General features: G+C 68.8%; 21 protein-coding genes and 1 pseudogene. 13 read left to right on the top strand and 9 right to left on the bottom strand.

Going from position 1 to position 24,786, the window contains the following annotated elements; genetic code table 11:
* Positions 1-356 precede the first annotated feature (356 nt).
* From AB0L75_RS30830 to AB0L75_RS30820, 3 genes are all read left to right on the top strand, one after another.
* Positions 357-974 carry an NAD(P)H-dependent oxidoreductase gene (locus AB0L75_RS30830; RefSeq protein ID WP_365187432.1) on the top strand — a complete coding sequence of 206 codons (618 nt, stop codon included), beginning with the start codon at positions 357-359 and terminating at the stop codon, positions 972-974.
* Between the two features lie 323 nt (positions 975-1,297).
* The gene (locus AB0L75_RS30825; RefSeq protein WP_365187429.1) at positions 1,298-2,554 is read left to right on the top strand and encodes a cytochrome P450; all 1,257 of its coding nucleotides are present in this window, start codon (positions 1,298-1,300) and stop codon (positions 2,552-2,554) included.
* A 96-nt stretch (positions 2,555-2,650) separates the two neighbouring features.
* The gene (locus AB0L75_RS30820; RefSeq protein ID WP_365187426.1) at positions 2,651-3,370 is read left to right on the top strand and encodes a class I SAM-dependent methyltransferase; all 720 of its coding nucleotides are present in this window, start codon (positions 2,651-2,653) and stop codon (positions 3,368-3,370) included.
* An 81-nt stretch (positions 3,371-3,451) separates the two neighbouring features.
* On the opposite strand, the gene AB0L75_RS30815 is transcribed toward AB0L75_RS30820, so the two are convergent.
* The 5 genes from AB0L75_RS30815 to AB0L75_RS30795 all read right to left on the bottom strand — a co-directional run bounded on the left by AB0L75_RS30815 (position 3,452) and on the right by AB0L75_RS30795 (position 8,781).
* Positions 3,452-4,411: a Gfo/Idh/MocA family oxidoreductase gene (locus AB0L75_RS30815; protein WP_365187424.1), complete on the bottom strand. Its 960-nt coding sequence runs from the start codon at positions 4,409-4,411 to the stop codon at positions 3,452-3,454.
* Positions 4,408-5,394: a Gfo/Idh/MocA family oxidoreductase gene (locus AB0L75_RS30810; RefSeq protein ID WP_365187422.1), complete on the bottom strand. Its 987-nt coding sequence runs from the start codon at positions 5,392-5,394 to the stop codon at positions 4,408-4,410. The genes AB0L75_RS30815 and AB0L75_RS30810 overlap by 4 nt, the downstream gene beginning before the upstream one ends.
* 356 nt (positions 5,395-5,750) lie before the next feature.
* Complete coding sequence (locus AB0L75_RS30805) at positions 5,751-6,161, bottom strand: DUF6009 family protein (RefSeq protein WP_365187419.1); 411 nt, start codon at positions 6,159-6,161, stop codon at positions 5,751-5,753.
* Positions 6,158-7,663 carry a phage/plasmid primase, P4 family gene (locus tag AB0L75_RS30800; RefSeq protein ID WP_365187416.1) on the bottom strand — a complete coding sequence of 502 codons (1,506 nt, stop codon included), beginning with the start codon at positions 7,661-7,663 and terminating at the stop codon, positions 6,158-6,160. The genes AB0L75_RS30805 and AB0L75_RS30800 overlap by 4 nt, the downstream gene beginning before the upstream one ends.
* Entirely contained in the window at positions 7,660-8,781 is a 1,122-nt protein-coding gene (locus AB0L75_RS30795; protein ID WP_365187413.1) for a bifunctional DNA primase/polymerase, read from the bottom strand. Before AB0L75_RS30795 ends, AB0L75_RS30800 begins: the two co-directional genes overlap by 4 nt.
* 542 nt (positions 8,782-9,323) lie before the next feature.
* Between AB0L75_RS30795 and AB0L75_RS30790 the strand changes: the two genes are divergently transcribed.
* Together AB0L75_RS30790 and AB0L75_RS30785 are read left to right on the top strand one after the other, a co-directional pair.
* Positions 9,324-11,582 carry a helix-turn-helix domain-containing protein gene (locus tag AB0L75_RS30790; protein ID WP_365187410.1) on the top strand — a complete coding sequence of 753 codons (2,259 nt, stop codon included), beginning with the start codon at positions 9,324-9,326 and terminating at the stop codon, positions 11,580-11,582.
* Between the two features lie 3 nt (positions 11,583-11,585).
* Positions 11,586-12,143, top strand: coding sequence for an XRE family transcriptional regulator (locus AB0L75_RS30785; RefSeq protein WP_365187408.1), 558 nt, complete (start codon positions 11,586-11,588; stop codon positions 12,141-12,143).
* Positions 12,144-12,165: 22 nt separating this feature from the next.
* Here AB0L75_RS30785 and AB0L75_RS30780 read toward each other — a convergent pair whose 3' ends face one another.
* The gene (locus AB0L75_RS30780) at positions 12,166-12,753 is read right to left on the bottom strand and encodes a cysteine hydrolase family protein (RefSeq protein WP_365187406.1); all 588 of its coding nucleotides are present in this window, start codon (positions 12,751-12,753) and stop codon (positions 12,166-12,168) included.
* A 74-nt stretch (positions 12,754-12,827) separates the two neighbouring features.
* Here AB0L75_RS30780 and AB0L75_RS30775 point away from each other — a divergent pair, with 74 nt between their 5' ends.
* The 3 genes from AB0L75_RS30775 (at position 12,828) to AB0L75_RS30765 (ending at position 15,211) form a co-directional block, all read left to right on the top strand.
* The gene (locus tag AB0L75_RS30775) at positions 12,828-13,820 is read left to right on the top strand and encodes a helix-turn-helix domain-containing protein (protein ID WP_365187403.1); all 993 of its coding nucleotides are present in this window, start codon (positions 12,828-12,830) and stop codon (positions 13,818-13,820) included.
* Positions 13,821-14,447: 627 nt separating this feature from the next.
* Entirely contained in the window at positions 14,448-14,900 is a 453-nt protein-coding gene (locus AB0L75_RS30770) for a MarR family transcriptional regulator (protein WP_365187400.1), read from the top strand.
* Entirely contained in the window at positions 14,900-15,211 is a 312-nt protein-coding gene (locus AB0L75_RS30765) for a replication initiation protein, RepL2 (protein ID WP_365187586.1), read from the top strand. The genes AB0L75_RS30770 and AB0L75_RS30765 overlap by 1 nt, the downstream gene beginning before the upstream one ends.
* Positions 15,212-15,457: 246 nt before the next feature.
* On the opposite strand, the gene AB0L75_RS30760 is transcribed toward AB0L75_RS30765, so the two are convergent.
* Both AB0L75_RS30760 and AB0L75_RS30755 read right to left on the bottom strand, forming a co-directional pair.
* Positions 15,458-16,723 carry a ParB/RepB/Spo0J family partition protein gene (locus AB0L75_RS30760; RefSeq protein ID WP_365187397.1) on the bottom strand — a complete coding sequence of 422 codons (1,266 nt, stop codon included), beginning with the start codon at positions 16,721-16,723 and terminating at the stop codon, positions 15,458-15,460.
* Positions 16,720-17,985 carry a ParA family protein gene (locus AB0L75_RS30755; protein WP_365187395.1) on the bottom strand — a complete coding sequence of 422 codons (1,266 nt, stop codon included), beginning with the start codon at positions 17,983-17,985 and terminating at the stop codon, positions 16,720-16,722. Before AB0L75_RS30755 ends, AB0L75_RS30760 begins: the two co-directional genes overlap by 4 nt.
* A 332-nt stretch (positions 17,986-18,317) precedes the next feature.
* On the opposite strand from AB0L75_RS30755, the gene AB0L75_RS30750 reads away from it, so the two are divergent.
* The 5 genes and pseudogenes from AB0L75_RS30750 (at position 18,318) to AB0L75_RS30730 (ending at position 23,955) form a co-directional block, all read left to right on the top strand.
* Positions 18,318-18,680 (top strand): hypothetical protein, encoded by a 363-nt coding sequence (locus tag AB0L75_RS30750; RefSeq protein ID WP_365187392.1) that lies wholly within the window; start codon positions 18,318-18,320, stop codon positions 18,678-18,680.
* 984 nt (positions 18,681-19,664) lie between these two features.
* Complete coding sequence (locus tag AB0L75_RS30745) at positions 19,665-21,218, top strand: phage/plasmid primase, P4 family (protein WP_365187389.1); 1,554 nt, start codon at positions 19,665-19,667, stop codon at positions 21,216-21,218.
* Between the two features lie 130 nt (positions 21,219-21,348).
* Complete coding sequence (locus AB0L75_RS30740) at positions 21,349-21,735, top strand: DUF6009 family protein (protein WP_365187386.1); 387 nt, start codon at positions 21,349-21,351, stop codon at positions 21,733-21,735.
* Between the two features lie 409 nt (positions 21,736-22,144).
* A pseudogene (locus AB0L75_RS30735) lies at positions 22,145-22,561 on the top strand (zinc-binding dehydrogenase); the annotation flags it as partial.
* Positions 22,562-22,818: 257 nt separating this feature from the next.
* Entirely contained in the window at positions 22,819-23,955 is a 1,137-nt protein-coding gene (locus AB0L75_RS30730) for an NAD(P)/FAD-dependent oxidoreductase (RefSeq protein WP_365187383.1), read from the top strand.
* A 251-nt stretch (positions 23,956-24,206) separates the two neighbouring features.
* Here AB0L75_RS30730 and AB0L75_RS30725 read toward each other — a convergent pair whose 3' ends face one another.
* Positions 24,207-24,557 carry a hypothetical protein gene (locus tag AB0L75_RS30725; RefSeq protein WP_365187380.1) on the bottom strand — a complete coding sequence of 117 codons (351 nt, stop codon included), beginning with the start codon at positions 24,555-24,557 and terminating at the stop codon, positions 24,207-24,209.
* Positions 24,558-24,786: the final 229 nt, after the last annotated feature.

Genomic DNA, 24,786 nt, shown 5'->3' with positions numbered 1-24,786 from the left:
TCCTTCCCCGGTTTTTCATGCCCGCCATTCCGGCGTCTCCGCAGCCAGATTAGGCGAGCGGCCACGGGCGGTCACCCCTCGGCCTGGTAGGGGGGCATGGATCTCGAGCGGTCCTGAAACGCACTTCGAGTGCGGGCGGTGTCCTTGAATTCTGATCCAGATCCGCTTGAGGACAACTCCAGTTCCCTCGCTCGGTCCGAGGGCGACGGACCGGCCCCTACCAGCTTGAGGGATGTTGCGCCGTCAACGACCCACATAGTCTGGCCGCAGAGATCAAGACCATGCTGTCGCGGCGAATTGAAAGCCGCCGCGGGTCGATCACACGCGCATTTCGCGACCGTTAAGGGGATGTCCGCATGTCGCACCTTCTGCATGTCGATTCGAGTCTCGGTACTGAATCCGTATCGAGGCGACTGTCGGCCTATTTCGCCGAAGAGTGGCGCAAACAGCACCCGGACGGTGGGTACGTCTACCGCGATGTCGCGGCTCAGCCGATCCCGCACATCACCGAGCCCGTGCACCAGTCGCTCATCTACCCGGACACCGACCACGGCCAGAGTGCGCAGGAGCGCGAGCTGACCGCGGCGATCACGCGGGAAGTGCTCCACGCGTCCGTGATCGTCCTCGGCGTCCCCATGCACAACTTCACGATCCCGTCGACGCTCAAGGCGTGGCTGGACCGCATCGTCCACCCCGGCCACATGGCGGTTCCGAGTCCGCTCAGCGGAAAGAAGGTCGTCGCCGTGCTGACGCGGGGCGGCTCCTACGCCCCCGGCACGCCGCGCGAGGCCTTCGACTACCAGCAGACGTATCTGAAGGCGATCCTCGAGGCGATCGGCCTCGGCGACGACCTGACGTTCGTGACCGCCGAGCTGACGATGGCCACCGTGGCGCCGCAGATGGCGCAGTTCAAGCCGCTGGCCGAAGCCTCCCTGGCGAACGCGCACGAAACCCTGGAGAAGCTGGCCCAGTAGCCCCGGCCATCCCCTGTCCCGATGGAGAAGAACTCCACGGGTGACGCAATTTCCTTCGAGGAACCGTGGGCGCGGCCCCATCATTCCCGACGGACACATCCGCTGGATCGCCACTGGTCACGAGCGCGGCAGGTACGGCTTCCGGTGATCGCAGAGTGTCGAACTCGCTGATCACCACAGCGGAGGACCGTGCCTGCCGCGTCGGCCATTCCGTTCCCAACCTGCCGAAGAGCCGGGTCGGTTGTGGTGAACGGCGCACTGGGAAACACGGGTACGCCGTTTCATTCGGTCCGCCTTTTCTTTGACGCAGAAGGGGAACATCCATGACCACCACCATCGGGAACCCGACCGCTGCGGTCGAGCTGCTCTCGCCGGAGCTGACGGCCGATCCGTTCGGCGAGTACGCCAAGTTGCGCGAGCAGGCCCCGATCCTGACCGGCACGTTGATGGGCGGGCCACCGATGTGGCTGGTCAGCCGCTACGCCGACGTGCGCCGGCTCGTGACCGATCCCGTGTTCGTCAACAACCCGGCATCGGTGCCGGGGGCCGCGCCGCGCGACCGGTTCACGATCATGAAGAAGCTCAACATCCCGACCGATCTGGTCGACTACCTCGCCGACAAGATCTTCGAGATCGACGGCGCCGACCACCGCCGCCTGCGGCGCCTCGCCTCCCGCGCCTTCACCGCGCGCCGCGTGGCCCGGCTGCGCCCCCGGATCGAGGAGATCACCACCTCCCTGCTCGACCGGATGGCGGAGGCAGGACGCGACGGTGCCCCGGTCGACCTCATGGAGGCGTTCTCCTACCCGCTGCCGATCACCGTCATCTGCGAGCTGATCGGCATCGACGAGGACGACCGCCCGCAGTGGCACGACTGGGGCAGCGTCCTGTCCACCCCCATGGCGCACGTCGAACGGCTCCCCACCGTCTTCCGCGACAGCGTCGGCCAGCTGCTCGACATCATCGCGCGCCGCCGCGCCGAACCCCGTGACGACCTGATCAGTGCGTTCATCCAGGCCCAGGAGGACGACGGCGACCGCCTCTCCGACCGGGAGATGGTCTCCCTCGTCTTCACCATGGTGATCGCCGGGCACGAGACCACGACGTACCTGCTGGGCAACTCCGTGCTCGCCCTGCTGGAGAACCAGGACCAGCTCGCGCTGCTGCGCGAGGACCCGTCCCGCTGGCCGCAGGCGGTCAACGAGCTCATGCGCCTGGGCCCGGCCCAGTTCGGGCAGCCCCGCTATCCGGTCCAGGACGTCGAGCTGGGCGGCGTGACCATCCCGAAGGGGGAGCCGATCATTCCGCTGCTCCTGTCCGCGAACACCGACCCGCGCAAGTACGAGGACCCCCGGCGCCTGGACGTCGGCCGCGACACCGGCCACGCCCACCTCGGGTTCGGACAGGGGGCGCACTACTGCCTCGGCGCCCCGCTGGCCCTCCTGGAGGCCGAGGTGGCGCTGAACGCGCTGTTCACCCGGTTCCCGGACGTGTCCCTCGCTGTGGCCCGCGACCAGATCCCGTGGACGCTGCGCCCCGGCTTCACCCGGGCCGAGCGGATCCCGCTGAACCTCGGCTGAGAACCGTCGAGTCGCGCATCGGCCTGCCAGACCGAGGCCGCCCCGCCGACACAGCCCGTCCCACGACGCCCAACACATCATTCGCTGGAGACTCACGTGACCGAACAGAAGTACACGCTGCGCAACGTCACCCTGGAGAACCTCAACCTCGAAGCCGTGTACGAGGGCTACCGCGAGGACACCCCGGACGCCCTGCCCACCCCGTGGGACATCGGCCGGGCCCAGTCGGCCCTGGTGGCGCTGGAGGACGCCGGCCAGATCGAGGGCGAGGTCATCGACGTCGGCTGCGGACTCGGCGACAACGCCATCTTCCTCGCCTCGCGCGGCTACCGCGTCACCGGCGTCGACGGGTCGGCCAACGCCATCGACGAGTGCCGCAAGCGCGCCCGCGCCCAGAGCCTCGACGTCGAGTTCGCCGTCACCGATGCGGCCACCCTCGACGGCTTCGAGAACCGTTTCGACACCGTCGTCGACAGCGCGCTCTACCACTGCCTGAACGAGGAGAACCAGCAGAAGTACGTCGCCGCGCTGCACCGTGCGACCAAGCCCGGCGCGCGACTGCACCTCTTCTGCTTCGCCAAGGAACTGCGCTCGGCCTTCCCCGTCCTGCAGCGGATCAGCGAACAGAACCTCCGCGAGACCGTCGGCAAGCTGTGGAACATCACCTCGATCAAGCCGGCCCTGTACGACACCTCCCTCACCCCCGAGATCCTCCGCCAGCTGACCGGCAAGGCGCCGGCCGACGACCTGGAACTCGACGCGCAGGGCCAGATCCTGTCGCAGGTCTGGCAGCTCACCGCCGAACGCATCGACTAGCCGATGCGCCGACCTGGCGCACGCGAAGACGCGGGCCCGTCGCCGGTAAGGCGACGGGCCCGCTCCGCTCATTCCACCTGGCTACGGCACTGGCACCGGCACCTCGACCGGCTGCCCGGTGCGCGCCGACTCCCGGGCCGCCCGGATGACCCGCAGCGTGCGCAGTCCTGTCGCCCCGTCCGGTCCGACCGCGTTCCCGTCGCGGACCGCGGCGAGGAACGCGCCGAGCATGACGGCGTACGGATCGTCCCCGCGCGTCACCCAGCGTTCCCGGGAGCCCGCGGCGTCGTATCCGCCGAGCAGTCGCGGCCAGGCGGTGAACTCCACGCTCGCCTTGTCCCCGATGACGCTCAGGGTCGGTCCGGCCGTGGCCGACAGGTCGCCGTCCGCGCCCCAGCTGCAGTCGAGTGACACGACGGTTCCGTCGGCGTAGCGCACGGTGACGAGGGCGGCGCTCTCGACGTCCGGGGCGGTGCTGAGGACGCTGTTGGTCTGGGCGTAGACCTGCTGGGCGGGTGTGCCGCCGAGCAGCAGGTCCACCATGTCGAGCAGGGCGGGCGCGTGGGTGTCCAGGGCTCCGCCCTGTGCCGGTCGCGGGCCGGTGCAGGCCCCGTGCACGGTCGTCAGAGCGCCGAGGACCGCACCGTCCGCGATCTGCTTGCGTACGGCGGCGAAGGCCGGGGCGTAGCAGGCCGGGGAGGCGAGGCTCAGCCGTACACCGGCGTCCGCGCAGGCCCGCACCATGGCCGCGGCGTCCGACTCGTCGGCCGCCAGGGGGTGTTCGCACAGCACGTGCGCCCCGGCCGCGGCCGCCCGCTCGACCAGCTCGCGGCGGCGGCCGGTCTCGGCGGTGACGATCACGGCGTCCGGACGCTGCGCGAAGACCTCGTCCAAGCTCTCCGCGTACGCCCACCCGGTGTCCCTCCCCCGGGCCGCGCCCTCGGGGTCGGCGACGACCAGCTCCACGTCCGGCAGGGCGTGCAGCAGACGGGCGTACGTCTCGGCGCGCTCGTGGGCGAAGGACAGGACGGCGACCCTCATGCGGCGGTTCCCTTCACGGGCAGTTCGACGGCGCGCCCCGTCCAGGCGGAGCGTGCCGCGGCTTGGGTGATGCGGACGGCGGCCAGGGCGTCGTGGGACACCAGACGCGGCTGGGGCCCGCCTCTGAGCGCATCGGCGAATTCACGGATCTCGGCGAAGAACGGGGACTCCCCGTAGTAGGCGAAGGCGCCGGCCGGGCCGCCGGACACCGTGATCTCCTGGGGCCACTCGGAGTCGTGGACGATCGTGCCGCCGGTGCCGCAGACGTGGTAGGCGACGCGGATGGGCGGCTGCGGGGTCGGAGTCCACCGGGCGACGACCTGGCTGAGCGCGCCACTGGCGTGGGTGAGGACGGCCGTTCCGGTGGCGGCGGTGCCCTGTGGGGCCGGTGCGGCGATCTCCCCCTGGTAGTGCGCGTGTACGCGTACGACGTCCCCGAACAGCCAGTAGGCGATGTCCACGCCGTGCAGCATCTGGTCGGTCAGGATTCCGCCCGACTCCGCCGAGGCATGACCGGCCCAGGCCCGAGGGTGGTATCCGGCCACGGTGAACCGGGCGACCGTACCCGCTCCCAGACGGCCGTCGGCCACCAGCTCGTGGAGCCGGGCGAAGGCGGGGGCGAAGCGGATGTCATGCGCCGGATAGACCGGCACGCCGGCCCGCTCCGCCGCGCCGACGATCTCCTCGGCCTCGGCGACGTCGGCCGCGAGGGGCTTCTCGCACACCACCGCCACGCCCCTGGCGATGGCGGCCAGGGCGATGTCCCGGTGGGTGCCCGTCGGCGAGCAGATGTCCACGGCGTCCGCGCCGTCCAGCGCGTCGGCCAGGGAGTCCACGGCCTTGGCCCCGAACTCGTCGGCCAGGTCCGCGGCACGGCCGTCCAGGGAGTGGATACGCACGGACGCCCCGGCGGCGACCCACGCCTCCAGATGCATCCGTGCGATCAGCCCTGCGCCGATCAGTGCTATCTCAAGCTGCCGCATGGCATCCCCAAGCTCTTCTTCCCTAGTGATCGTCTGCACAGGCGAGCCCAGCCACGGGGACCGTCGCTGCGCCTGTCGCCACCGACCCCCCACAGGTCCACAGCCTGATCAGTCTCACCCGCACCACCGACCGGGACCATCACCAACGTGGGTAGTCCCAAGCGCGGCCGACGACGGCAAGGCCGGCCCGCGCCCCGCGAACGACCGCGCCCATCACCGGCACTGACCCCGGTCAGCGACCGAAGCGACTCACGAGCCGAGTCCGGTCCAACTCCGGGCACACGGCACCCAGCACACGGCACACCGAGGGCGACCCGCCGGGGGAAACGGTCCGCCCGGGCCGCCGATGCCCTCGCTCACAGCGGCAGCGTGGTGCCCGGCTCGTGCATCTGCGGCGACTGGGGCGACTGCGGCCCGCCCTCCGAGCGCTCGGTCTTACGGCCTTTGCTGCCCGGTGCGAGCGTGCGCGGGTCGACGGCCTCGGCGGGCGCCCCGGTGGCGTAGAGCCCGTCGGGGGCGGTGTCACGGTCGTGCGGGAGCAGCCAGAACACACGCCGGCGGAAGGTGCCCGACGAGCGGGAGGGCTTGGCCTCCGGGCCGAGCAGCGCGTATCCGACCATGCGTCCGTCGCGGTAGTAGGGAGGCCTGCCGCGCCGTGTCGGAAGCCGGTCGAGACTCTGGCGCACATAGTCGAGCGCGCCTGTGTCCTCCAGCCAGATGAGTTCGACCTCGTGGCTGATCTCGTCCTCTGCGATGAGGGCGCTCATGCTGTCTCCTCGTCGGCGACCAGTCCGATGCCCGGGTAGTACTTCCGCTGGTTGGACAGGATCATTTCCTTGGGCGACGCCAGTCCCACCACCTCACGGACCCGGGCCGCGAAGCCCCGGGACGAGACGGCCGGGGCTCCCTCATTCTGACACCATGATTTGTAGGCCGCGTAGAGCGCGGCTTGTTCCGCCCTCAGGGATGGCTCGATACGGCAGGATTCACTCAGGAACCGTCCGGTGTGGTCCTCCGTCTCCGCATAGGCCGTCGTGGCGATCCGGACCCGCTCGGGCCCGATGAGATCCTTCTCGCCCGCCAGATAGCGGCGTGCGCCCACGATGAGCCAGTTCAGGATGCCCGGCCCCTCCTCGGTGACAAGGATGTCCGCCAGGTTGTCGACCTTGCGGTGATCGGGGACGACCCGCTCGAACGGGATGAGCCGCATACGCCGCCAGAACGCGAACCCGCCGGTCCCCACCTCGGGCCGGTGGTTGCCCAGCAGCCACAGCTTGTGCGTCGGCTGGAAGCTGAAGAAGTCCTGCCGCATCCGGCGTGCCTTGATGCGGTCGCCGCCGGTCAGCAGCTTCACCCGGGCCTCGTCGAAACGGTCCCCCGGCTTCACCTCACTGCACACGATGACCCGGCGGCCGTGCAGTTCGGCCAGATCCGTGGGGTGTCCCTCGTACGGGCGGGCCATCAGGAAGCCGGGCGGCGCGGCGTCGGCGTAGTCGCCGAGAAGCTTCATCAGCACGTCCAGCAGCACCGACTTGCCGTTCTTGCCGGAGCCGAACAGGAACGGCATGACCTGCGCGCCGACGTCACCGGTGATGGAGTAGCCGAGCAGCAGGTGCAGGAAGTCGATCATCTCCGCGCCCTCGGGTCCGTCGCCGAACGTGTCGGTGAGGAACCTCTCCCACCGGGGCGTGGGCACCGGCTCCGGAGCCGCGGTGGTGGAGCAGGAGTGGAAGTCCTTGTTCGGGTCCGGTGTACGGATCCGCCCGGTGCGCAGGTCCACGATCCCGGCGGGAGTGCACAGGGCGTACGGATCGGCGTCCAGCAGTGCCGCGTTCAGCACCATGCCGGGCGCGGACTTGGCCTGGGTGAGCATCGCGTTCATCCCGCTGGTGCTCAGCGCACGGCGGCGGTGCCGCTGGAGCGCTGCCGTGCTGTAGATGCCACGCGGGTCGTTGGTGGCGATGGACTCCGCCAGATCCCCGGCGGCCCACAGCACGGTGTCGTCCTCGTCCACCTGCCAGCGGGTGCTGTCCCAGCGGTACCAGCCAAGGCCCGGAACGTGCCGGTAGTCGTCGGCGTAGAGCTTGACGAACAGTTTGGCGTTGCCGCGGTCGCTGAGGCTGTCGGGCAGCAGTCCGTCGGCGGTGGCCTCACCACCGGGCGGGAGAGCGCCCTGATCCTCCGCAGGGGACGTGGGGACGGTCTGGGCCAGGATCTGCGCGGCGACCGCCTGGGCGTCGAAGAGGGTGTTGCTGTGGCCGTTGGTCATCGGCGGCCTCCTGGGGACAGCGGACGGGTGCGGCCCGCGTTCAGCCCGCCGCGTATGACTGTGCCGTAGCGCCGTTCCTGTCCGGGCCGGGCCTGCGCGGCCGCCTCGTTCAGGGCCCGCTCCGCCTCCTGCTCGGTCAGCAGACCGGCGGCGACGAGTCCGCCGGCGGTGTAGGCCGCCCGGTTGAGCTTCTCGGTGAACGCCGCTCCCTCGGGTACGGCCGCGCAGGCGACCACCTCGGCCAGCAGCCCGGTCAGGACCCGGCCGACGCCACCGAGGCCGCCCAGGCCGCCTTTGCGCGTCAGGACGGCCTGGCGGGCACGCGGGGGTACCGGCCGGGGCGCGGGCACGTGCGCGGGCGGCAGATGCCCGGTGCGCTCCAACTCCCGTGCGAGCCAGCCTGGCAGCGGCCCGGGCTCGCGCACCTCCCCCATCACCTCGTACACCCCCGCTTCAGTCACGGTGCCAGGGGCGACGATGTACCCGCCGTGCGCCCGTACGTCGACCTGCCAGGCCAGTGCCCGCCCGCCGCCGGAGCCGGAGGAACACTGCCACCGGTGCCCGTGCTGGCCCCGGTACCAGACATGCAGACCACCCGAGGGCGTACGGACCCGCAAAGTGGTCTCGTCGTCCGCGGGAGACATGACGCCGCGCAGCGCGGCCAGCACCCCGATGGTGTGGAAGCCGTTGGCGAGCCCGGTCAGGTCGACGGTGTCGGCGATGCCTATGCCCGGGAGCAGGCTGTCGCGCCCCGGCAACTGGCGTGCGTGCGCGTCGATGTCGATGACGACCAGACCCGCGGCGCCGCAGGCGATGCCGACGCCGAAGTCGGGCCGCCCGCCCCACCACTGTTCGATCCGGCCGAAGTCCAGTGTGGCGGCGCGGAATCCGTGGCACCAGCGCCCGAGCGTGGGACAGCGGCAACCCTGGTAGGTGTGCCCGGGCGCGCGGCAGTCCGCGCAATTGCCCGCAGGCGTCTTGCGTCCCGGTGCCAGCGGATGAACCGGCCACCCACGGCCGGCGCACCACCGGGCGACGGCCAGCGACTGCTGGACGCCTGCCTGGGCAGGAGCGGGCCGGGGTGAGTCACTGCGTAAAACCCGCAGCTCATCGGTCATGATTTCCCCCGTCAGCGACCGAAGCGACTCAACAACAGACACAGAGTAGCGAAGCATAGGTGAAAAGGAAGGGACACCTGTGTCACATGTGCGCTGTTGAGGCCGGGAGCGACTGTCCACGGAACCCCAGCGACCAAGCCCTGTTCAGTCGCTGCTTCGGTAGCTCAACAAAACCGCAGGTCACAGCCTTTCGAGCGACGGAACAGCGACTGAAGCGACTCAAGCCCTCTATATATGACGCCCACACGCGCAGGCGCACACACACGCGCACACGCGCGAATGTCCTTGCATATACGGACCTTGAGTCGCTTGGGTCGCTGCCACTTCCTCGAAACCACCTCTGAACTGGCCTTTTCACCAAGCGACTCAGCAGCGACCCAACTCCGCCCGGTCGCTGCCCTTTGGTCGCTGCCCCTTCAGTCGCTACGACGCCCCCCAGGCCCCCTCGTCGGGAAATGAGCGGTTCATATGCAATCCAACGAGCGATCCAGCATAAAAAGCAGGAGTGGTCTCGGCTAGGGTGGGTCATTGGAGGTGAGCCGGTGCCCACGCAGAACGAGCTGTTCAGCGCCGTCGATGCGCTGCTTGAACGGGTCTCCCAGGACGACCTGCCGTCGCCCGCCGAACGCAAACGGCTGCGCGAGGCCGCCGGCTTGACCCAGACCCAGATCGCGGCCGCCCTGGAGACGCGCCGCGAGACCGTGGCGAACTGGGAGCTGGGCAGAACCGACCCCCGGCCGCCCCAGCGGGCCGCCTACGCCCGGCTCCTGGAGAAGCTCACAGAACGCTTCCCGGCCCCGGAGGGGACCCCCGAGGTATCTGAGACGCCCGAGGCCCCCCACGCGCCCGATACGCACACCGAGCCCGCTGCCGCCGAGCCCGTCCGGGAACAGCTGGCTTCCGCTCCCGAAACCACGCGCACGACTCCTGAAGCCGCGCCCACGGCTCCCGAGGCACCGCCCGCCAAGCCCCTTCCCCGCCCGGCGCCCGGCGCCCGGGCCTCGTCGCACCGCCCGGCGGCGAAGAAGCCGGCCGCCCCACCAGCCGCCACCGCCACCGCCACCGCCGATCCACGCTTCGAGAACGGTCCGCTGGCCGTGGTCGATGTCGACGACGAGCGCCAGGTACTGGCGTACTGCGTCGGCGGCCTGGTCCTGGACGTGCCCGCCAAGTCCCTGCCCGCGCTGATCGAGTGGACGCTGACGGAAGCCAGGCTCGGTCAGGCCCGTCTGCATCGCAACGGCCGCGACGCGGACCCGGTCCTCGTCCTCACCCCGGCCGCGCTGGAGCGCTACGGCCTGCCGCCCGCCCTGTCGGAGGAGGAACGGCGTGCCGGACGGCTCCCCGACAGCCACAAGGCGGTCAGGCAACTGGCACGCGCGGACTGGAAGCTGACCCAGCGCGGCCTCGGCCCCTGGGCGCGGATCTACCGCCCGGCCGAAGGGGCGAAGCGCAACTGCGTACAACTGTGCGTCCCGGCCTGGCACGCGCTGGACGCGCGCGAGTGGGACAGGAAGGACGACCCTCGGCTGCCGACGATGCACCCGGCGGACCTGGCCCGGTACCTGGGCGCATACGCGGAGCGGGTGATGACGCCCCGTGGCACCACGGCGGTCACCGGGCTGGAGCTGATGACCGCTCTGCGGCCGCCGACCCGTGCGGAGAAGGACGAGGCCACCGGCGAGTTCCGGCAGGCGTTCAACGCGGACGCGCTGACAGCGGTGTACGAGGTAGTGGAGTGCGAGGTGCCGGACGAGCACCCGGTCCTCAAGGGCAGGTACGCCCGGCACCATCTGCGTACTCCGGCCGAGATGCTGATGGAGGAGCCGTACGACTGGTGCCGGGAACTCACCGACGACGAGTGCATGAAGCCGTACCTGGTCGCGATCGACGTCAACATGGCGTTCGCGGCGGCCGCCAACGGTCTCACGGTCGGGCTGAACGGACCGACCCATCTCACCCGCAGCCCGCGCTTCGATCCCACGCTGCCCGGCTCATGGCTCGTCGACCTCTCCCATGTCGACCTCTCCCGAGTGGAGATCAACGGCCGTACGGTCGACGGCGACCGGCTGCCGTCGCCGTTCACGCCGAAGGGCGACCGGCCCGAGGGCCCCGCCTGGTACGCGACGCCGACCGTGGCCTATGCGCAGGAGCTGGGCTTCGAGGTCACACCGATCGAGGCGTACGTGCGCACCCGGACCGGCCGCTACCTGGACCCCTGGTACAAGCGGCTGCGGGACGCGTACGTGACGACGATGGCCGACCTCGGCGTCACCACCGACCTGCGCGGCCAGGAGTTCTTGGAGGCGATGGCCCGCGCCAAGCAGGTGGACCCGACGATGGCACTGCTGGTGGGCGCGATCAAGGCGACGGCGAAGGGCGGCATCGGCAAGCTGCGTCAGCGCAACCGGGGCCAGGTGCCCTACTACGAGCCATGGCCCGCGCTCGCCCGGGAGACCTGGCGCCCCGACATCCGGGCCGCCGTGCTGTCCGCCGTCCGGATCGGCCTGCACCGCAAGTTGATGAAGACGGCCGCGACGGCCGACCTCTATCCGGTCGCGATCGGCACCGACGCCGTCGTCTACCCCTCCGCCGCTCCGAGCCCGCTCGACTTCCTGCCGCACACCGCCGACGGCAAGCCCGCGCCGGGTACGCTGCGACTCGGCGTCTCGCCGGGGATGGTCAAGCATCAGGGCACCCGGACCGTGCTCTGGGCCGAGCAGCAGTTCGAGGAGCACGGCGGCGTCTTCAACATCGCCAACCACATCAAGGACGACCGCGCCGCGGGCGACGGGGAGTAGACCATGGTGGACTCGGTCGGGGACGGCCTGGACCGCGCGCTGGAAGGGGCGTTCACCCGCCCGATCCCCAAGAGCGCCCAGGCGCAGATGAAGTACCTGGTCAAGCAGCTCAAGGGCACCAGGGCGACCGCCGAGTTGCTCGGGGTGTCCCAGCGCACCGTGGAGCGGTATGTGGTCGGCCAGCTGAAGCGACCGCGCCGAGACCTCGCCGCCCGCATGGAGCGCGAGGTACGGCGCCGCTGGCAGCCCCAGGTCCGGGCGAGGGCCAAGGAGCGGGCCGCCACCACCGACGGCCTGGTCTTCGCCACCAGGGCCAGGTTCGGCTTCACCGCCGCCCCGGGCACCACCGACGACGCCCGCGTCCGCGACATCACCCAGGCGCTCCCTCCCCGCTGGGCGGACCGCCTGTTCACCGCCCGGGACGAGGGCGCCACCGAGCAGCAGCTGCAGCGCATCGCCGCCGAAGGCCTGGCGGAGATGTACTTCCGGGCCGACAACACCCGCGCGCAGGGCCTGGGCGTCGAGTTCACCGACGTGGAAGAAATCGACTTCGAGCTGTAGCGAAGCTCAGCAGTCCGGGGTGTCAGGGGCGGACGGCGGCCACCAGCTCGGCGGTCGTCACCACCCGGGCGAAGCCCCCGCCGTGCAGCGAGACGGCACTCGCCCGGGCCAGTTCATCGGCCGTCAGACGCCAGCCGTTCGGGCCGGTCAAGTCGAAGGTGTGGGTGGCGTCGAGGGCGACCAGCACGTCGTAGCCGAGGTTGCCGCCCATGCGGGCGGTGGTCTCCACGCACATGTTCGTCTGAATACCGGACAGTACGACCTGGGTGATGCCCGCCGCCTTGAACCAGCTGTCCAAGTCGGGGGTGCCGTAGAACGCCGAGTTCACGGACTTGGTGACGAGCAGCTCCGGCCCGGCGCCCTTGCCGCGCCGCTCCTCGACGTACTCCTTGAAGTCGTTGCCCTCGTACCCGCTCCGCAGCGGCGAGCCAGGCTTCTCGGAGTCGTGCCGTACGAAGACGACCGGCCGGTCCGTGTCCTGCCAGGCCTCGATCAGGGAAGCGATGTTCTCGTCGGCGGCTGCGTTGTTGCGCGGACCCCAGAACTCCGACTCGTCGAAGCCCTTCTGTACGTCCACCACTACCAGCGCCGCGTTCTGTGTGATCTCCATGCCCACGATCCTGCCGCCCGCCCGCGCTCGCTCACAGAAGGCAGAAAGCCAGCGATCGATGGTTTACTGCCAAGATGACCCAACCGGCCGAGGCCCACCGCATCGCCCTGCTCGCCTTCCCCGGCATCCGGGCCTTCGACGTCTCGGTGATCACCGAGGTGTGGGGCGCGGACCGCACCGACCGCGGGGTGCCCACGTTCGAGCTGCGCCGGGTGGCCGCCGGCCCCGAACCGGTACCCATGCGCGGCGGGCTCGCGCTCACACCGGACCGCACCCTCGACTGGCTGCCCCGCGCCGAGCTGATCCTGGTACCGGGCCTGGACGACCATGTCACCCCGGCCCCCGAGCCGGTCCTCGCGGCACTGCGCCGTGCCCACGCCCGGGGCACCACCATCGCCGCGCTGTGCGGCGGAGCGTTCACGCTCGCCCAGGCGGGCCTGCTGGACGGCCGCCGGGCGCTGACCCACTGGGCACTGGCCGATCAGCTACGCGCCCGGCACCCACGGGTGCGGGTCGAACCGGACGCCCTGTTCGTCGAGGACAGCAATCTGTGGACGTCCGCCGGCACCGCCGCCGGCATCGACCTGTGTCTGCACCTGGTACGCGCCATGCACGGCGCGGAGGTGGCCGCGACGGTCGCCCGATCCATGGTCACCGCACCGTTCCGGACCGGCACCCAGGCCCAGTTCATCGAACATCCGACCCCGCACGCCGACCGCGACGCAGACGCGCTGGCCGAGGTACGCGCCTTCGCCCTGGCCCATCTCGACCAGCCGCTCACCGTCTCCGCTCTCGCCGCCCGTGCCGGTATGTCGCCGCGCTCCTTCGCCCGGCACTTTGCAGCGGCCACCGGAACCACCCCGCTGCGCTGGCTTCTGGACCACCGCATCGCGGCGGCCCAGAAACTCCTCGAACGCACCGACCTGCCCATGCCCGAGGTCGCCCGCCGGTCCGGTTTCGGCAGCGAGGTCACCATGCGCCAGCACTTCACAACCCGCCTGGCCACCAGCCCGCGCGCCTACCGCACCTCGTTCGCCGAACAGCCACCCTCCCCACAGGGGCGTTGATCGCGGGCCGGCCAGCTCAAGCGCTCACATTCAAACGGGAAGCGTGGCTGAGACCGGGAGAGGGTTGCTGCAACATACGCGCGCCTGCTCCTTCGGCTGCCGGCATCGTCGTTGCTGGCGTTCGGTGGTGCAGGTCGAACGGGTAGGAGGGTGCTACAGGTCCGGGTCAAAGCAACTGCGTCGGCTGGCGAGGGCGACCGGCGGGCCTCCTGTCCAGGACAAGAGAGCGCCCCCGCCAAAAGCCCTTTGACCTGCATAAACACCTCGAACAACCCAGTTCGGCGGAACTGGCAGGCAGTTCCGCCGAACGCTGAGCACGATCCTCAGGTCTGAGTGCCCGGTTCCCTCGGACGTACTACAGCGATCGAGGGGACTGCCAGTACGGCTGCAGGAACTGGGTACCCAGTTCCTGCAGCCGTGGCAGATTGACGTGACGTACATGAGTCCGGCATGAATCCGGCCCAGAGCGGCCAGCATCTGACGGCGTGAAACCTGAGCGAGAGGGCAGTCGACACGGCCGACAGGCGGAGTTGATTGACTTCCTGCTCATGTACGTTAGGTTCATGAGGTCGGCCTCACAGCCGTTCTCATGAACCACGCACCACCCCCCCTTGCTCGGAGGGCCCGTTGGGAGCACTACGCAGACTGGTCGACGCCGACACAGGCGAGCCGGTCCCCTATGCGCCGTACGCCTTCTCCGGCAGGCACACGCAGGTCGACAAGGCGCGCGTCGAGGCGATCACCGAGTCCAAGGCCTTCACGCCCAGTCAGAAGTTCCTCGTTCTGTGGTGGATCGGGGTCTCACCTGAAGGCATGGAGCCACTGAGGGCCACCGGGGCGGACATCGCCAAGCGAGTGGGCATGTCCACCGACGCCGTCGGAAAGATCAACAGGAAGCTGGCCAAACACCGCATCCTGGTCGTTCGAGGACGTATCGGCAACTACAACTTCTACCGCATCAGCCCGTACATCGCCTTCCATGGAACAGGCCTTGAGCAGCGTGAAGCGGTGAAGACGTGCAATCCTCCGGACATCCCCGGATTCAACGACAATGTCCCTGCACGGTGGGAGGTCCAGTGATCAGCAGCGACGACAAGCAGAAGAACCTCGAACTGCTCGAGAAGACGGCTGGTATGACTGCCAACCAGCGTCTCGTTGTCATGCTGTATGCCCTGCACCCGACCGACCGGTCCGGTGCCGTCCTGGAGACCGCCGCGAACCTGGCCAAGCTCGTCGGCATGGCTCCGCCCGTGTTCTCGCGGACCCGCAAGCAGGTCATCGAAGCCGGCTGGCTGGAGGAGACCGAGCGGATCGGCCACATCAAGTACTACCGGCTCGACCCGAAGCGCATGGGCGAGAACGTCGTCATCCCCCTTCTCCGCGCAACCTGACGCCTCCGGGAACGCACCTCATTGACGTCACGTACATGAGGTGCGTTCCGCAGGACGCCTTCCTTGCTCTCCCGTCATCAAGAAGAGCCCCCCGGCTGACCCCATGGGCGTCGCCGCCCCTCCCCCACACCTCGGAACCTATTACGGCGTAATAGCGGTACGAGGCTTCCCGCCGTGCCGGTACCTCGCAGACGCCGAAGGGCCGACCCCCTTCGTGGGAGTCGGCCCTTCACAGGATCTGTGATGTCAGTCGCCCTGCACGGTGGCTTGCTCGGCGAAGGACTGCGCCAGCTCAGCAAGCCGGGCCGGGTTCCGCTCCAGTCCCTTCTTGCTCAGGAACCGCAGCAAGTCGAAGAAGAGGTCGTCGTCTCCGATGTTCCTGTCCAGGAGCATGGCGAGGGTGCCCGGCTCGTTGTAGGGAACCCTGCGTGGGTTGGAGCCGCTCTCGACACCCTGGTGCGAGCCCGGAGTCGACGACTCCGTCCGCGGCTCTGGTACCGGCTGCTGAGCGGCGCGCTCACCGGTGTCCGCTACTGCCGGTGCGTCCGAGGACGACGCTCCCGACTCGCCATCCCCTATTACGCCGTAATAGCCATCGCCCGTCGCAACCGACTCGCCAGCGCCGACACCGGCACCGGCACTGGCATCAGCACCGGCAGCCTGTTCCGTACGCGAGGTGGCTACCGTCCCGCTCGGCTCACCATCCCCTATTACGCCGTAATAGCTCTCAGGCTCGCTCGCCTCGCGTGAGGCCGTGGTCAACGCCTCACTCCTCGGCAGGTTCTTCCGACTGCGCTTCTCTTCCTCCTTCCGGGCCCGCTCGTCCTTGAGTTCCTCAAGGGCTGTCGCCTGCTCCGCAGCCGGCTTGTTGGCCACGGCGCGCAGCAGGTCGATGGGCTCTTCACCGACCCGGCTCTGGAGTTCGGGGGTGAGGTTGAGCAGTGCGAGGCGTTGTGACACCCAGCCCTGGGAGCGGTGGAGCCGCTTGGACAGCGCGGTCTGGCTGCCGTGGATCGCCAGCAGGCGCCGGAGAGCACGGGCTTCGTCAAGCTCTCCCAGGTCGTGTCGGTGGATGTTGGCGACGAGGGCGGACTCGAGGAGCTCTTCGGAGCTGGTCCCCTGATCGTCGCTGACCATCACCTTCACGGCGGACAGTCGCGCTTCACGGGCGGCGGCGAGGCGGCTGCTGCCATCGATGACGACGTGGGTGGTGTCGGGTTCGAGGTCGGCCTCGCGCTCGGGATTGGCCCTGATGTAGGCGTCGCGGTTCATGACCGTGATCGCCTGCTTCTGGCCGTGGGTCTTCAGGCTGCCTGCGAGGTCGGTGAGGTCACCGAGATCGGAACGCGGATTGTCGGGGTTGAGGCTGATGCGGTCCGTGGGGAGTTCGGTGGGCGGGGCGACACCCTCGGTGGGCACACCGGTAGCGGCGGCCACGGCCTGGCGCCGTGCGCTGACGGTCCGCACTCCCCCACCGAAACGGCCGGCTCCCAGCTGGTCGGCCTTGCTCATACGATCTCCCGGGCCAACGCGCGCATACCGATCGCCTGCTGTGACTTGGCGGCGTAGGCCAGCAGCGGCCGCTTCATCCGGACTGCTTCTTTCTGTTCCTTGAGATCCCCGATGAGCCCGACGACCCGTGGATCCTTTATGTCGATCCACCCCTGGAGCGAGGAGGTGGCAATGAACCCGCGGCGCGAGTCGTAGAGGTTGACGACGATGCCGAGGTAGTCGATGTCGACCTGCAGGTCGTTCCGCAGATCCTCGATCTGCGTCGTGAGCAGCTCGTAGGCGTCGGCGGAGCTGTCCTCGGCCTGCACCACGATCAACGCCCCGGACTGGCCGGGCTTCTCGCCGTCGCGACGGCGGCCGTAGTACGCCGCGGCATCCATGCTCAGACCGAGGCTCGGCGGGCAGTCCACAAGGATCACGTCGTAATCGGTCTCAAGCGGCGCGAGTGCGCGTTCCAGCGCGGCTTCCCTGGCGCGCACGGCGGAGAGGCGGACATCCAGCAGGAAGGCGTCGTTGCAGGCGGGCAGAAGGTGGAGACGGCCGCCGAACGTCTCGTCATCGATGGAGACGATGAGGTCGCGGAGATCGCCCTTGGGATCGCCTGCCATGTGGTTGGTGAGGCTGTCGCCGTTCATGGGCAGGGGCCCCGCACCGAGCTGGTTGGTGAGGTGACACTGCGGGTCGAAATCGACGAGCAGAACACGCAGCCCGAGGCCCGGCAGGTTCTCGACATCCAGGGGGTCGTCGCTGCCCGACACCTCCCCGGACTGAGTCTCGCTCGCACGCAAGGCCTCGGCGAGCGCCTTGGCCACCCGGACGGCGTGCAGACGGTTGGCATCTTCGGCAAGTGCTTCGCCCACGCCTGCGGTGATCGCCGTCTTGCCGACGCCGCCCTTCTGGTTGCACACGATGATGCGACGGGTGATCTCAGGTCGCTCGACGCCAGGCGCAGGGTTGGAGTCGAGCCACAGCTGAACGGACTGCGCCAGTCCCTGAATGAGGGAGACACGACGCTCGGTGGCGACTTGGCGGAAGTCGTCCCACTGACCGTGCGGCAGGAACGTGGAGAACGACTCGGCACCTGAGGTGTCGATGGCCGCAGGCGTGGAGGCGAGGGTGCACCAGTCCCGCATGCCTTGCTCGACGGCTGCCTGGATCTCGATGCCGCGCTGAGCAGCTCTGACTTTGAGGTTCTGCCGGAGCCATCCCGGCAGTTTGGAGACGACCTTCTCGCGGTCGCTGGAAGTGGCTGGCGAACTCATGGATGACACCTTACTAACGTTCAAGATCTTTGGAAGCATCGACACGTTAGTTACTTGCTCTTGAGAGGACTTCAGGGGCCACACGAGCACCCCGCCCGGCTATTACGCCGTAATAGCGTCGCGCCACAGGCAGTCGGAAGTGAAGATCACTTGGCCTCCAGCGTAGGGGCCAGGCACAGCGCGAACACGCACATACGGGTCACCACCGTGGAGAAGTCGGCGCTGTCCTGTCAGCACGAATGTGTGCGCGTCCACTCCCGAGCCTCTGTTCAGGCCCCCCATTCACCTGACTGGGCGCGTTAGCTGTCAGTACCGATGTCAACCATCCCTGCATGACCACTACGTCGAACTCCTCTGACAACGCCTGGGTGTTGGAGGCCACCATCCGCACAACGCAAACCTCCGATCCTCCATCCCCGGAGCAACTCGCCAGCCTCCGCACGATCGCCTTGTACGACCCTCAGACCCGGACCTGGCATGCCCGCCTAGGCGCGCTCGACATGGTGGGACTGCAGACGCTGCAGACCCTCTTCGATACCGCGCGGGTCTACGGCACAGAGGTGAACCTCATGCCCGCGCCGGTCCCGGCGTCCTGGCACGGCCCCGTCTTCACGACGGCCCCGGACGTGGCCGCGATGCCGGAGCCGCAGACCGACCGTGGGCGGCGGCCGCTCGGCCAGTTACCTCTGGCCTGAGGACCCCGCGCAGACGGGCACTGGCCTCGGGTCGGTAGCTCCTCAGCCCTGGCGGGCTTGCGGTGCCCCGACGGGGTGGCGTTTCGCCATAGGCGGCCGACGGGTCCGTCGGGCCTTTCAAAGCGGCAAGCGTGGCTGGGGCCGGGTCGGGGTTGCTGCAACATACGCGCGCCTGCTCCGTCGCGGGACCGCATCGTCGTTGTTGACGTTCGGTGGTGCAGGTCGAACGGGCGGGAGAGTGCTATAGGTCCGGTCCAAAGCAACTGCCTTCGCCGGCGAAGGCCGCTGGACCCCGCTTACGGGACTGTTCCGGGACTTCCGGGACTCTTCGTTGCGTCAGTCCCGTTCAGTCCCGTGGGGAAAACCGCTGGTCAGGGGCCTGCAGTGCCTGCGAACGGGACTGACGGGACTGAGTGTGCAAGTTATGCCGATCAGGCGCGCGCGTATGCGCGCGTACGTATGTCTGTAGTACTACCTACTCTGTACAGCTCATATATAGAACCTTGAGTCCCGTCAGTCCCGTGGCGCGCGGATCCAGGCCTCTGACCAGCTCTTTTGTGTGCGGGACTGAAACGGGACCGAAGCCACGCCCAGTCCCGGCCGGTCCTGACGCTCCCGCAGAGTGAAGGTTGCGCGGGGCTGACGGGACTGAATATTCGACACGCGGACACCGCGTGTACTGCCACAGCGAGGTGTGCGCTAGCCTCTGATCACGAGCGGAAACTTCAGTCCCGTCAGTCCCGTTGATCCCGCCCCTGAGACGGGTCACGACACAACGGACACGGTGTCAGTGGGGTTGATGCCGCAGACGAAGAAGATCAGCTAGGACAAGGACTCTCTAGTGCCCGGCCAGGTTGCGGCAGGCTCGTCAGGACGCCGAGGTGTCCGCTGCGGTCGGGGTATGCACGAGCCCTGCAGCACCATGCGTTGCGGTCTCGCTCGTTCTACCGGCCTTTTCCACCAGGGCCTTCGTAAGGGACGCTCATGAGCAGCGCTGAGCCGACACGCTTCGACGCCGTGGCCGCCGCCGAACAGATCCGCCAGACGAGCCTTGACCTCGGCCTGCCTGGAGATCAGGTGATTCTGCCCGCGCAGGCAGGGAGCGAGGGAGGCCGACGTGTTGCCCCGGCGGGCCTCCTGCCGGACGAGCTGACCGACCGGGGCAACGCCAAGCTGTTCGCGCGCCTGCACAGCGACCGTTTCCGGCATGTCGAGGGCCTGGGCTGGTACTCGTGGGACCAGTACCGGTGGAGGCGTACAGGCGGTGAGAAGGGTGCCATGTGGGCGGCAGGCGACATGGCCGAGCAGATGCCGCGCACCGACCCGCACGGATTCTTCAGCGATCGTGAAGTAGCGGCGCACCGGCGCCGAACCCAGTCGACTTCGGGGGTCAAGGCCCTGCTTCAGCAGGCGCAGGCTGCCCCGGGCCTCAGTCTCGACCCGGACTCCATGGACGGGGACATGTACGCCCTGTGCACCCCGGGCGGCGTCGTCGACCTGCGGACGGGGGATCTGCGCAAGCCCGACCCGCTGGTGGACATGCACTCACGCGCCACCACGGTCGGCCCGGAGGAAATGCCTCTGCCTCGGTGGCGCAGTTTCCTGCGCGACACCTTCGGCGACGACGCCAAAGGCCGGGAGACCATCGGGTTCCTGCACCTGCTGCTCGGTTACTCCGTCACCGGTGACGTGGGCGCCCAGATCCTGCCGTTCCTCTACGGCTCCGGTGCCAACGGCAAGTCCGTGCTGCTCGAGGTGATGATGCAGATCCTCGGCGACTACGCCAACGCGGCGCCACCCGGCTTCCTGATGGAGAAGGGGAAGTTCACGGAACACAGCACCGAGCTGACGGAGCTGCACGGCCGACGCATCGTCGTGTGTTCCGAACTCAAGCCGAACGACAAGTTCAACGAGGCCAGGGTCAAGCTCCTCACTGGCGGCGACACCATCACCGCCCGCCGCATGCGCCAGGACTTCTTCACCTTCCGGCCCACGCACAAGCTGTGGCTCCTGGGAAACCACCGGCCCGAAGTCGGCACCGGCGGCTATGCGTTCTGGCGTCGCATGAGGATCATCCCCTTCGAGCGGAAGGTCCCCGACGAACTCAAGATCGACAACCTTGCTCAGGAGCTGGTCCGCGACGAAGGCCCCGGCATCCTGAACTGGCTCATCCAGGGCGCCCAGACCTACCTCGCCACCAGGGACCCGCTCCACGGACCGGCCTCCGTACGACTGGCCACCGAGGCCTACGAAAAGACCGAGGACCACATCGGACGGTTCATCGCCGAGCGGTGCACCAAAGGGGAAGGCGGACAACCCAATCCCGAGCTGCGCGTAGAGCAGAAACTGCTCTACGAGACCTACGGTCGCTGGTGCTCCGACGAGGGGATCCGCCCGGCCACGAGCCGCGCGTTCGCCAGCCGCATCCGTCAGGACCTCGGCCTGGCCTCCCCAGCAGAGATGATCAAGAACAACGACCGCAAGCTCTACCCCGGCCTGGCCCTCCTCGCCGACGCCGGGGCAGAGCCCGGCACATGATGCTCCGGACGGAGTCCGACAGCCACGCGCCCAGGACTCTTGCGATACTTGCCAGAACCAGACGACCAGCGGTGAGCGTGCCGCACGATCCGGCCAGAGGCCGGCCCACGGGACAGGAGGGGCTGCGGCCATGAGCTCGATGCTGCAAGACAGCCAGCTCACCGACGAAGCTGAAGTGGTCTGGCTCGAGGACCCGGAAAGCCTCGACTACGTCCGGCAGGCCCTGGACAAGGTACCCACCCGCAGGGGCAAGCCCCGCTACTCGCGAGACGGCCGGCTCGTCGGCTACACCAACCTCCAGCCGGGCGCCGCCAGCGATCCCGACTCCGGACTCTTCCCCCGGCGAGCGTTCTTCCTCCTGCCCCACGACCGCGACAAGCAGCCTCACGGGCCGTACTCGGTAGGCGCCCCGGGCGAAGCCGTCGACCCGCGCACCATCCAGCCGGGCAGAGTCGGCGCCAAGACACCGCGCTCGCAGCGGAGCCAAGCTGCGGAGATAGCACCGGTCGGCCCGTAAGCGACGTCAGCGCGACCTCGTGACACGGGACTGACGGGATCGACGCATCAAGATGACGACGAGTTGCCCGAGGGACGTCTCCGTCCTGATCGACCCGTATGTCCGACCTTCAGTCCCGTCAGTCCCGTGACCGCACTTCCACATGGACCGGCCAGCCCAGGTGAGGGCGGCGCCATGGGAATCTGCGGAACCTGCCCGCAGCTCCGGGCGTCTGACGAGTTGCCTGCAACGATCACGAAACGCACTGAGTGACTGAGGATGACGGTCACGCTGGCCGAGGAAGTCATGCTGCTGTCCCTGGACGACAAGTCCGGGGGTGCCGGAGCAGCGGCACGCGGCATTGGCTGACAAGGGCCCATTCCAAGGCCGGCAAGGCGGCCATGGAAAGCCTCTGCGGGTTACTGGCGTGCTGATCGGCACGGCCGGCCCGGCGAACCACGCGTACCTGCGCTCACTGGGGGCCGAGCCCGTCGCCTACGGTGAGAGCCTTGCCGAGCGGGTTCACACGCTCGCTCCCGACGGGGTCGACCTGGCACTCGACGTCGCCGGGAGCGGGGTGCTGCCCGACCTCATCGGGCTCGCCGGCGACCCGGAGCACGTCATCACGATCGCCGACTTCACGGGAGCCAGGAGGCACGGGGTGACGTTCAGCCGCGGCGACGACGGCCGCGCTGTCCACGCGCTCGCCGGGATCGGCGAGCTGATCGACGACGGACGCTTCTCGCTTCCCGTCGTGCGGACCTTCCCCCTCGACGGCATCGCGGAGGCGCACCGCTTCGGCGAGGCCGGCCGTGTACGCGGGAAGATCGTCCTGGTGCTCGGCTGACGCGACCGCAGCGTACGGGCCGGGCTGCAACGCATCTGGAACACGTGAGCCCGCCAGTGGGCCGGTATCGGGTGGTTGTCGGGCGGTGGCCGGTGATCTGTCGGTGATCTGTCGACGGCTGCCGGGACATTGGAGCTACTTGGCGCCGGCCATCAACGGCGCCATCCACCAGCATCGTCCCGACTTGCTGGAACGGCGCTCCCGGCGTGACCTGCCGCGTGCCCGCCCAGCGGTCCACGACCAGGAAGGAAGCCCCCATGACCACTGACATCACGATCATCGGCGCCGGGCTCGGCGGCCTCACGCTCGCCCGCGTCCTGTACGTGCACGGAATACCGGCCACGGTCTACGAGGCGGAGCCCTCCCCAACTGCGCGTTCGCAGGGCGGGATGCTCGACATCCACGACTACAACGGACAACTCGCCCTCGAGGCAGCCGACTTGATGGACGAGTTCCGTGGCCTCATCCTGGAGGGCCGCCAGGCAATGCGGGTCCTCGAGCCGGACGGGACCGTCCTGTTCGAGAAAGCAGACGACGGCACGGGGGGACGCCCGGAGGTACAGCGGGGCGAGCTGCGACAGATCCTGCTCGAGTCACTCCCGGACGGCACCGTCCAGTGGGGGCACAAGGTCAGCAGCACCCGTACCCTCGGCGAGGGTTGCCACGAGGTGACGTTCGATGACGGCAGCACCGTCGTCACCCGCCTGCTGGTCGGCGCGGACGGCGCCTGGTCACGGGTCCGGCCGCTGCTCTCCACCGCCACACCCGAATACATCGGCAAGTCGGTCGTCGAGACCTACCTGTTCGATGCCGACACTCTCCACCCAGCCGCCGCAAAAGCGGTCGGCGGTGGGTCGATGATCGCGCCTACGCCGGGCAGGGAGATCTTCGCTCACCGGGAAAGGGACGACACTCTGCACGCCTACGTGGGGCTGTCCGAGCCGCAGGACTGGTTCGCCGCCATCGATTTCGCCGATGCCGCCGTGGCCACCGCGCGGATCGCGCAGGAGTTCGATGGCTGGGCGCCGGAGCTCACCGCGCTGATCACCGACGGCGACATCGCGCCGGTCCTGCGCCCCCTCTACGCTCTGCCGACCGGGCACTGGTGGGACCGGGTGCCGGGGGTGACCCTGCTCGGAGACGCCGCCCACCTCTCGGCCCCGAACGGCGAAGGCGCCAACCTAGCCATGCTCGACGGCGCCGAACTCGGCCAGGCCCTCGCCGCGCAGCCCGACGACATCGAGGCCGCGCTCACCGCATACGAGCAGGCCATGTTTCTCCGCAGCACCGAGGCCGCCACCTTTGAAGGCGCCGAGGCCCACGGGACCGACCCCGACAACAGCACAGCCCACGCCCTGATCACCGCGTTCACCCGGCACGAGCAGCCCCAATAAGGCATTCAGTGTGCCCCCTGTTGGGCAGGGGGCACACTGGGGCTTTACCTCTTGAGGAGGTGGAGCAGGAGGCCGATCACCCCCGCTCCTACAAGGATCGCCGCACCCAACACGGGGTTGGCATAAGCGACATATCTACGACTAGGGCTTTCGGGCCGTGGCCACGAAGTACGAACCAGCGCGCGTACGTCTTCCACGGCACCGTTGCCGCGATCCGACTGTGGCTCAGGACGTGATCGGGCGGGCGGGCTTCAGAGCCACCGCTTTGCCGCCTCGACGCTGTCCCCGCCATTGGTGTTGAACGCGACAGCGGCCTGGGGCGCATGGCGGCGGATCAGGTTAACGATTTGTTCGAAGAGCGGAAGCAACTGCTCGGTCTTGCGGATCCCGCCGCCGACGACCACGACATCCCACGGGTGCTTGGTCAGCGACGCGACGAGGGTGGACTCGGCCGATTCATCGAACACGACCAGCGTCATGGCCGCGTCGATGCCATGCTCGCCGAACCGGACGAGCTCCGCATCGAGAGCCGCGCGAAGAGCCGCCCCGTCGACGCCGGGTATCCCTTGCGGGTCGTATCCAACGACAAGTGCAGAAGACATACGGGCAACCTACAGGGCCCACTAAGCATGATCCGCCGGACAGTCCCTAGGAACCGGAGCCTGCGCCGGGGGGTGGACCCGCACCGAACTCTTCACCTGCACCGCCACCAATGATTTCCGGCAACGTCCCCACCTGTGAGGTTCGGTCGTGATGTCACTGGGATGTTCGGCTTTGTGTGTCACTGGCGTGTAGGTGTGTTGGTGCTGCTCAAGGGGTAGTTGGGGCGAT

It is taken from the genome of Streptomyces sp. NPDC052101 (assembly GCF_040680235.1).
Lineage (GTDB): Bacteria > Actinomycetota > Actinomycetes > Streptomycetales > Streptomycetaceae > Streptomyces.
This window is presented reverse-complemented; position numbering and strand designations above follow the sequence as displayed.

Bases quoted from the DNA above. Each gene is read 5' to 3' on its own strand.
- AB0L75_RS30830 (WP_365187432.1), top strand. From the start codon at position 357: ATGTCGCACCTTCTGCATGTCGATTCGAGTCTCGGTACTGAATCCGTA.
- AB0L75_RS30825 (WP_365187429.1), top strand. From the start codon at position 1,298: ATGACCACCACCATCGGGAACCCGACCGCTGCGGTCGAGCTGCTCTCG.
- AB0L75_RS30815 (WP_365187424.1), bottom strand. From the start codon at position 4,411: ATGAGGGTCGCCGTCCTGTCCTTCGCCCACGAGCGCGCCGAGACGTAC.
- AB0L75_RS30810 (WP_365187422.1), bottom strand. From the start codon at position 5,394: ATGCGGCAGCTTGAGATAGCACTGATCGGCGCAGGGCTGATCGCACGG.
- AB0L75_RS30805 (WP_365187419.1), bottom strand. From the start codon at position 6,161: ATGAGCGCCCTCATCGCAGAGGACGAGATCAGCCACGAGGTCGAACTC.
- AB0L75_RS30800 (WP_365187416.1), bottom strand. From the start codon at position 7,663: ATGACCAACGGCCACAGCAACACCCTCTTCGACGCCCAGGCGGTCGCC.
- AB0L75_RS30795 (WP_365187413.1), bottom strand. From the start codon at position 8,781: ATGACCGATGAGCTGCGGGTTTTACGCAGTGACTCACCCCGGCCCGCT.
- AB0L75_RS30785 (WP_365187408.1), top strand. From the start codon at position 11,586: ATGGTGGACTCGGTCGGGGACGGCCTGGACCGCGCGCTGGAAGGGGCG.
- AB0L75_RS30780 (WP_365187406.1), bottom strand. From the start codon at position 12,753: ATGGAGATCACACAGAACGCGGCGCTGGTAGTGGTGGACGTACAGAAG.
- AB0L75_RS30775 (WP_365187403.1), top strand. From the start codon at position 12,828: ATGACCCAACCGGCCGAGGCCCACCGCATCGCCCTGCTCGCCTTCCCC.
- AB0L75_RS30760 (WP_365187397.1), bottom strand. From the start codon at position 16,723: ATGAGCAAGGCCGACCAGCTGGGAGCCGGCCGTTTCGGTGGGGGAGTG.
- AB0L75_RS30755 (WP_365187395.1), bottom strand. From the start codon at position 17,985: ATGAGTTCGCCAGCCACTTCCAGCGACCGCGAGAAGGTCGTCTCCAAA.
- AB0L75_RS30750 (WP_365187392.1), top strand. From the start codon at position 18,318: ATGACCACTACGTCGAACTCCTCTGACAACGCCTGGGTGTTGGAGGCC.
- AB0L75_RS30745 (WP_365187389.1), top strand. From the start codon at position 19,665: ATGAGCAGCGCTGAGCCGACACGCTTCGACGCCGTGGCCGCCGCCGAA.
- AB0L75_RS30740 (WP_365187386.1), top strand. From the start codon at position 21,349: ATGAGCTCGATGCTGCAAGACAGCCAGCTCACCGACGAAGCTGAAGTG.
- AB0L75_RS30730 (WP_365187383.1), top strand. From the start codon at position 22,819: ATGACCACTGACATCACGATCATCGGCGCCGGGCTCGGCGGCCTCACG.
- AB0L75_RS30725 (WP_365187380.1), bottom strand. From the start codon at position 24,557: ATGTCTTCTGCACTTGTCGTTGGATACGACCCGCAAGGGATACCCGGC.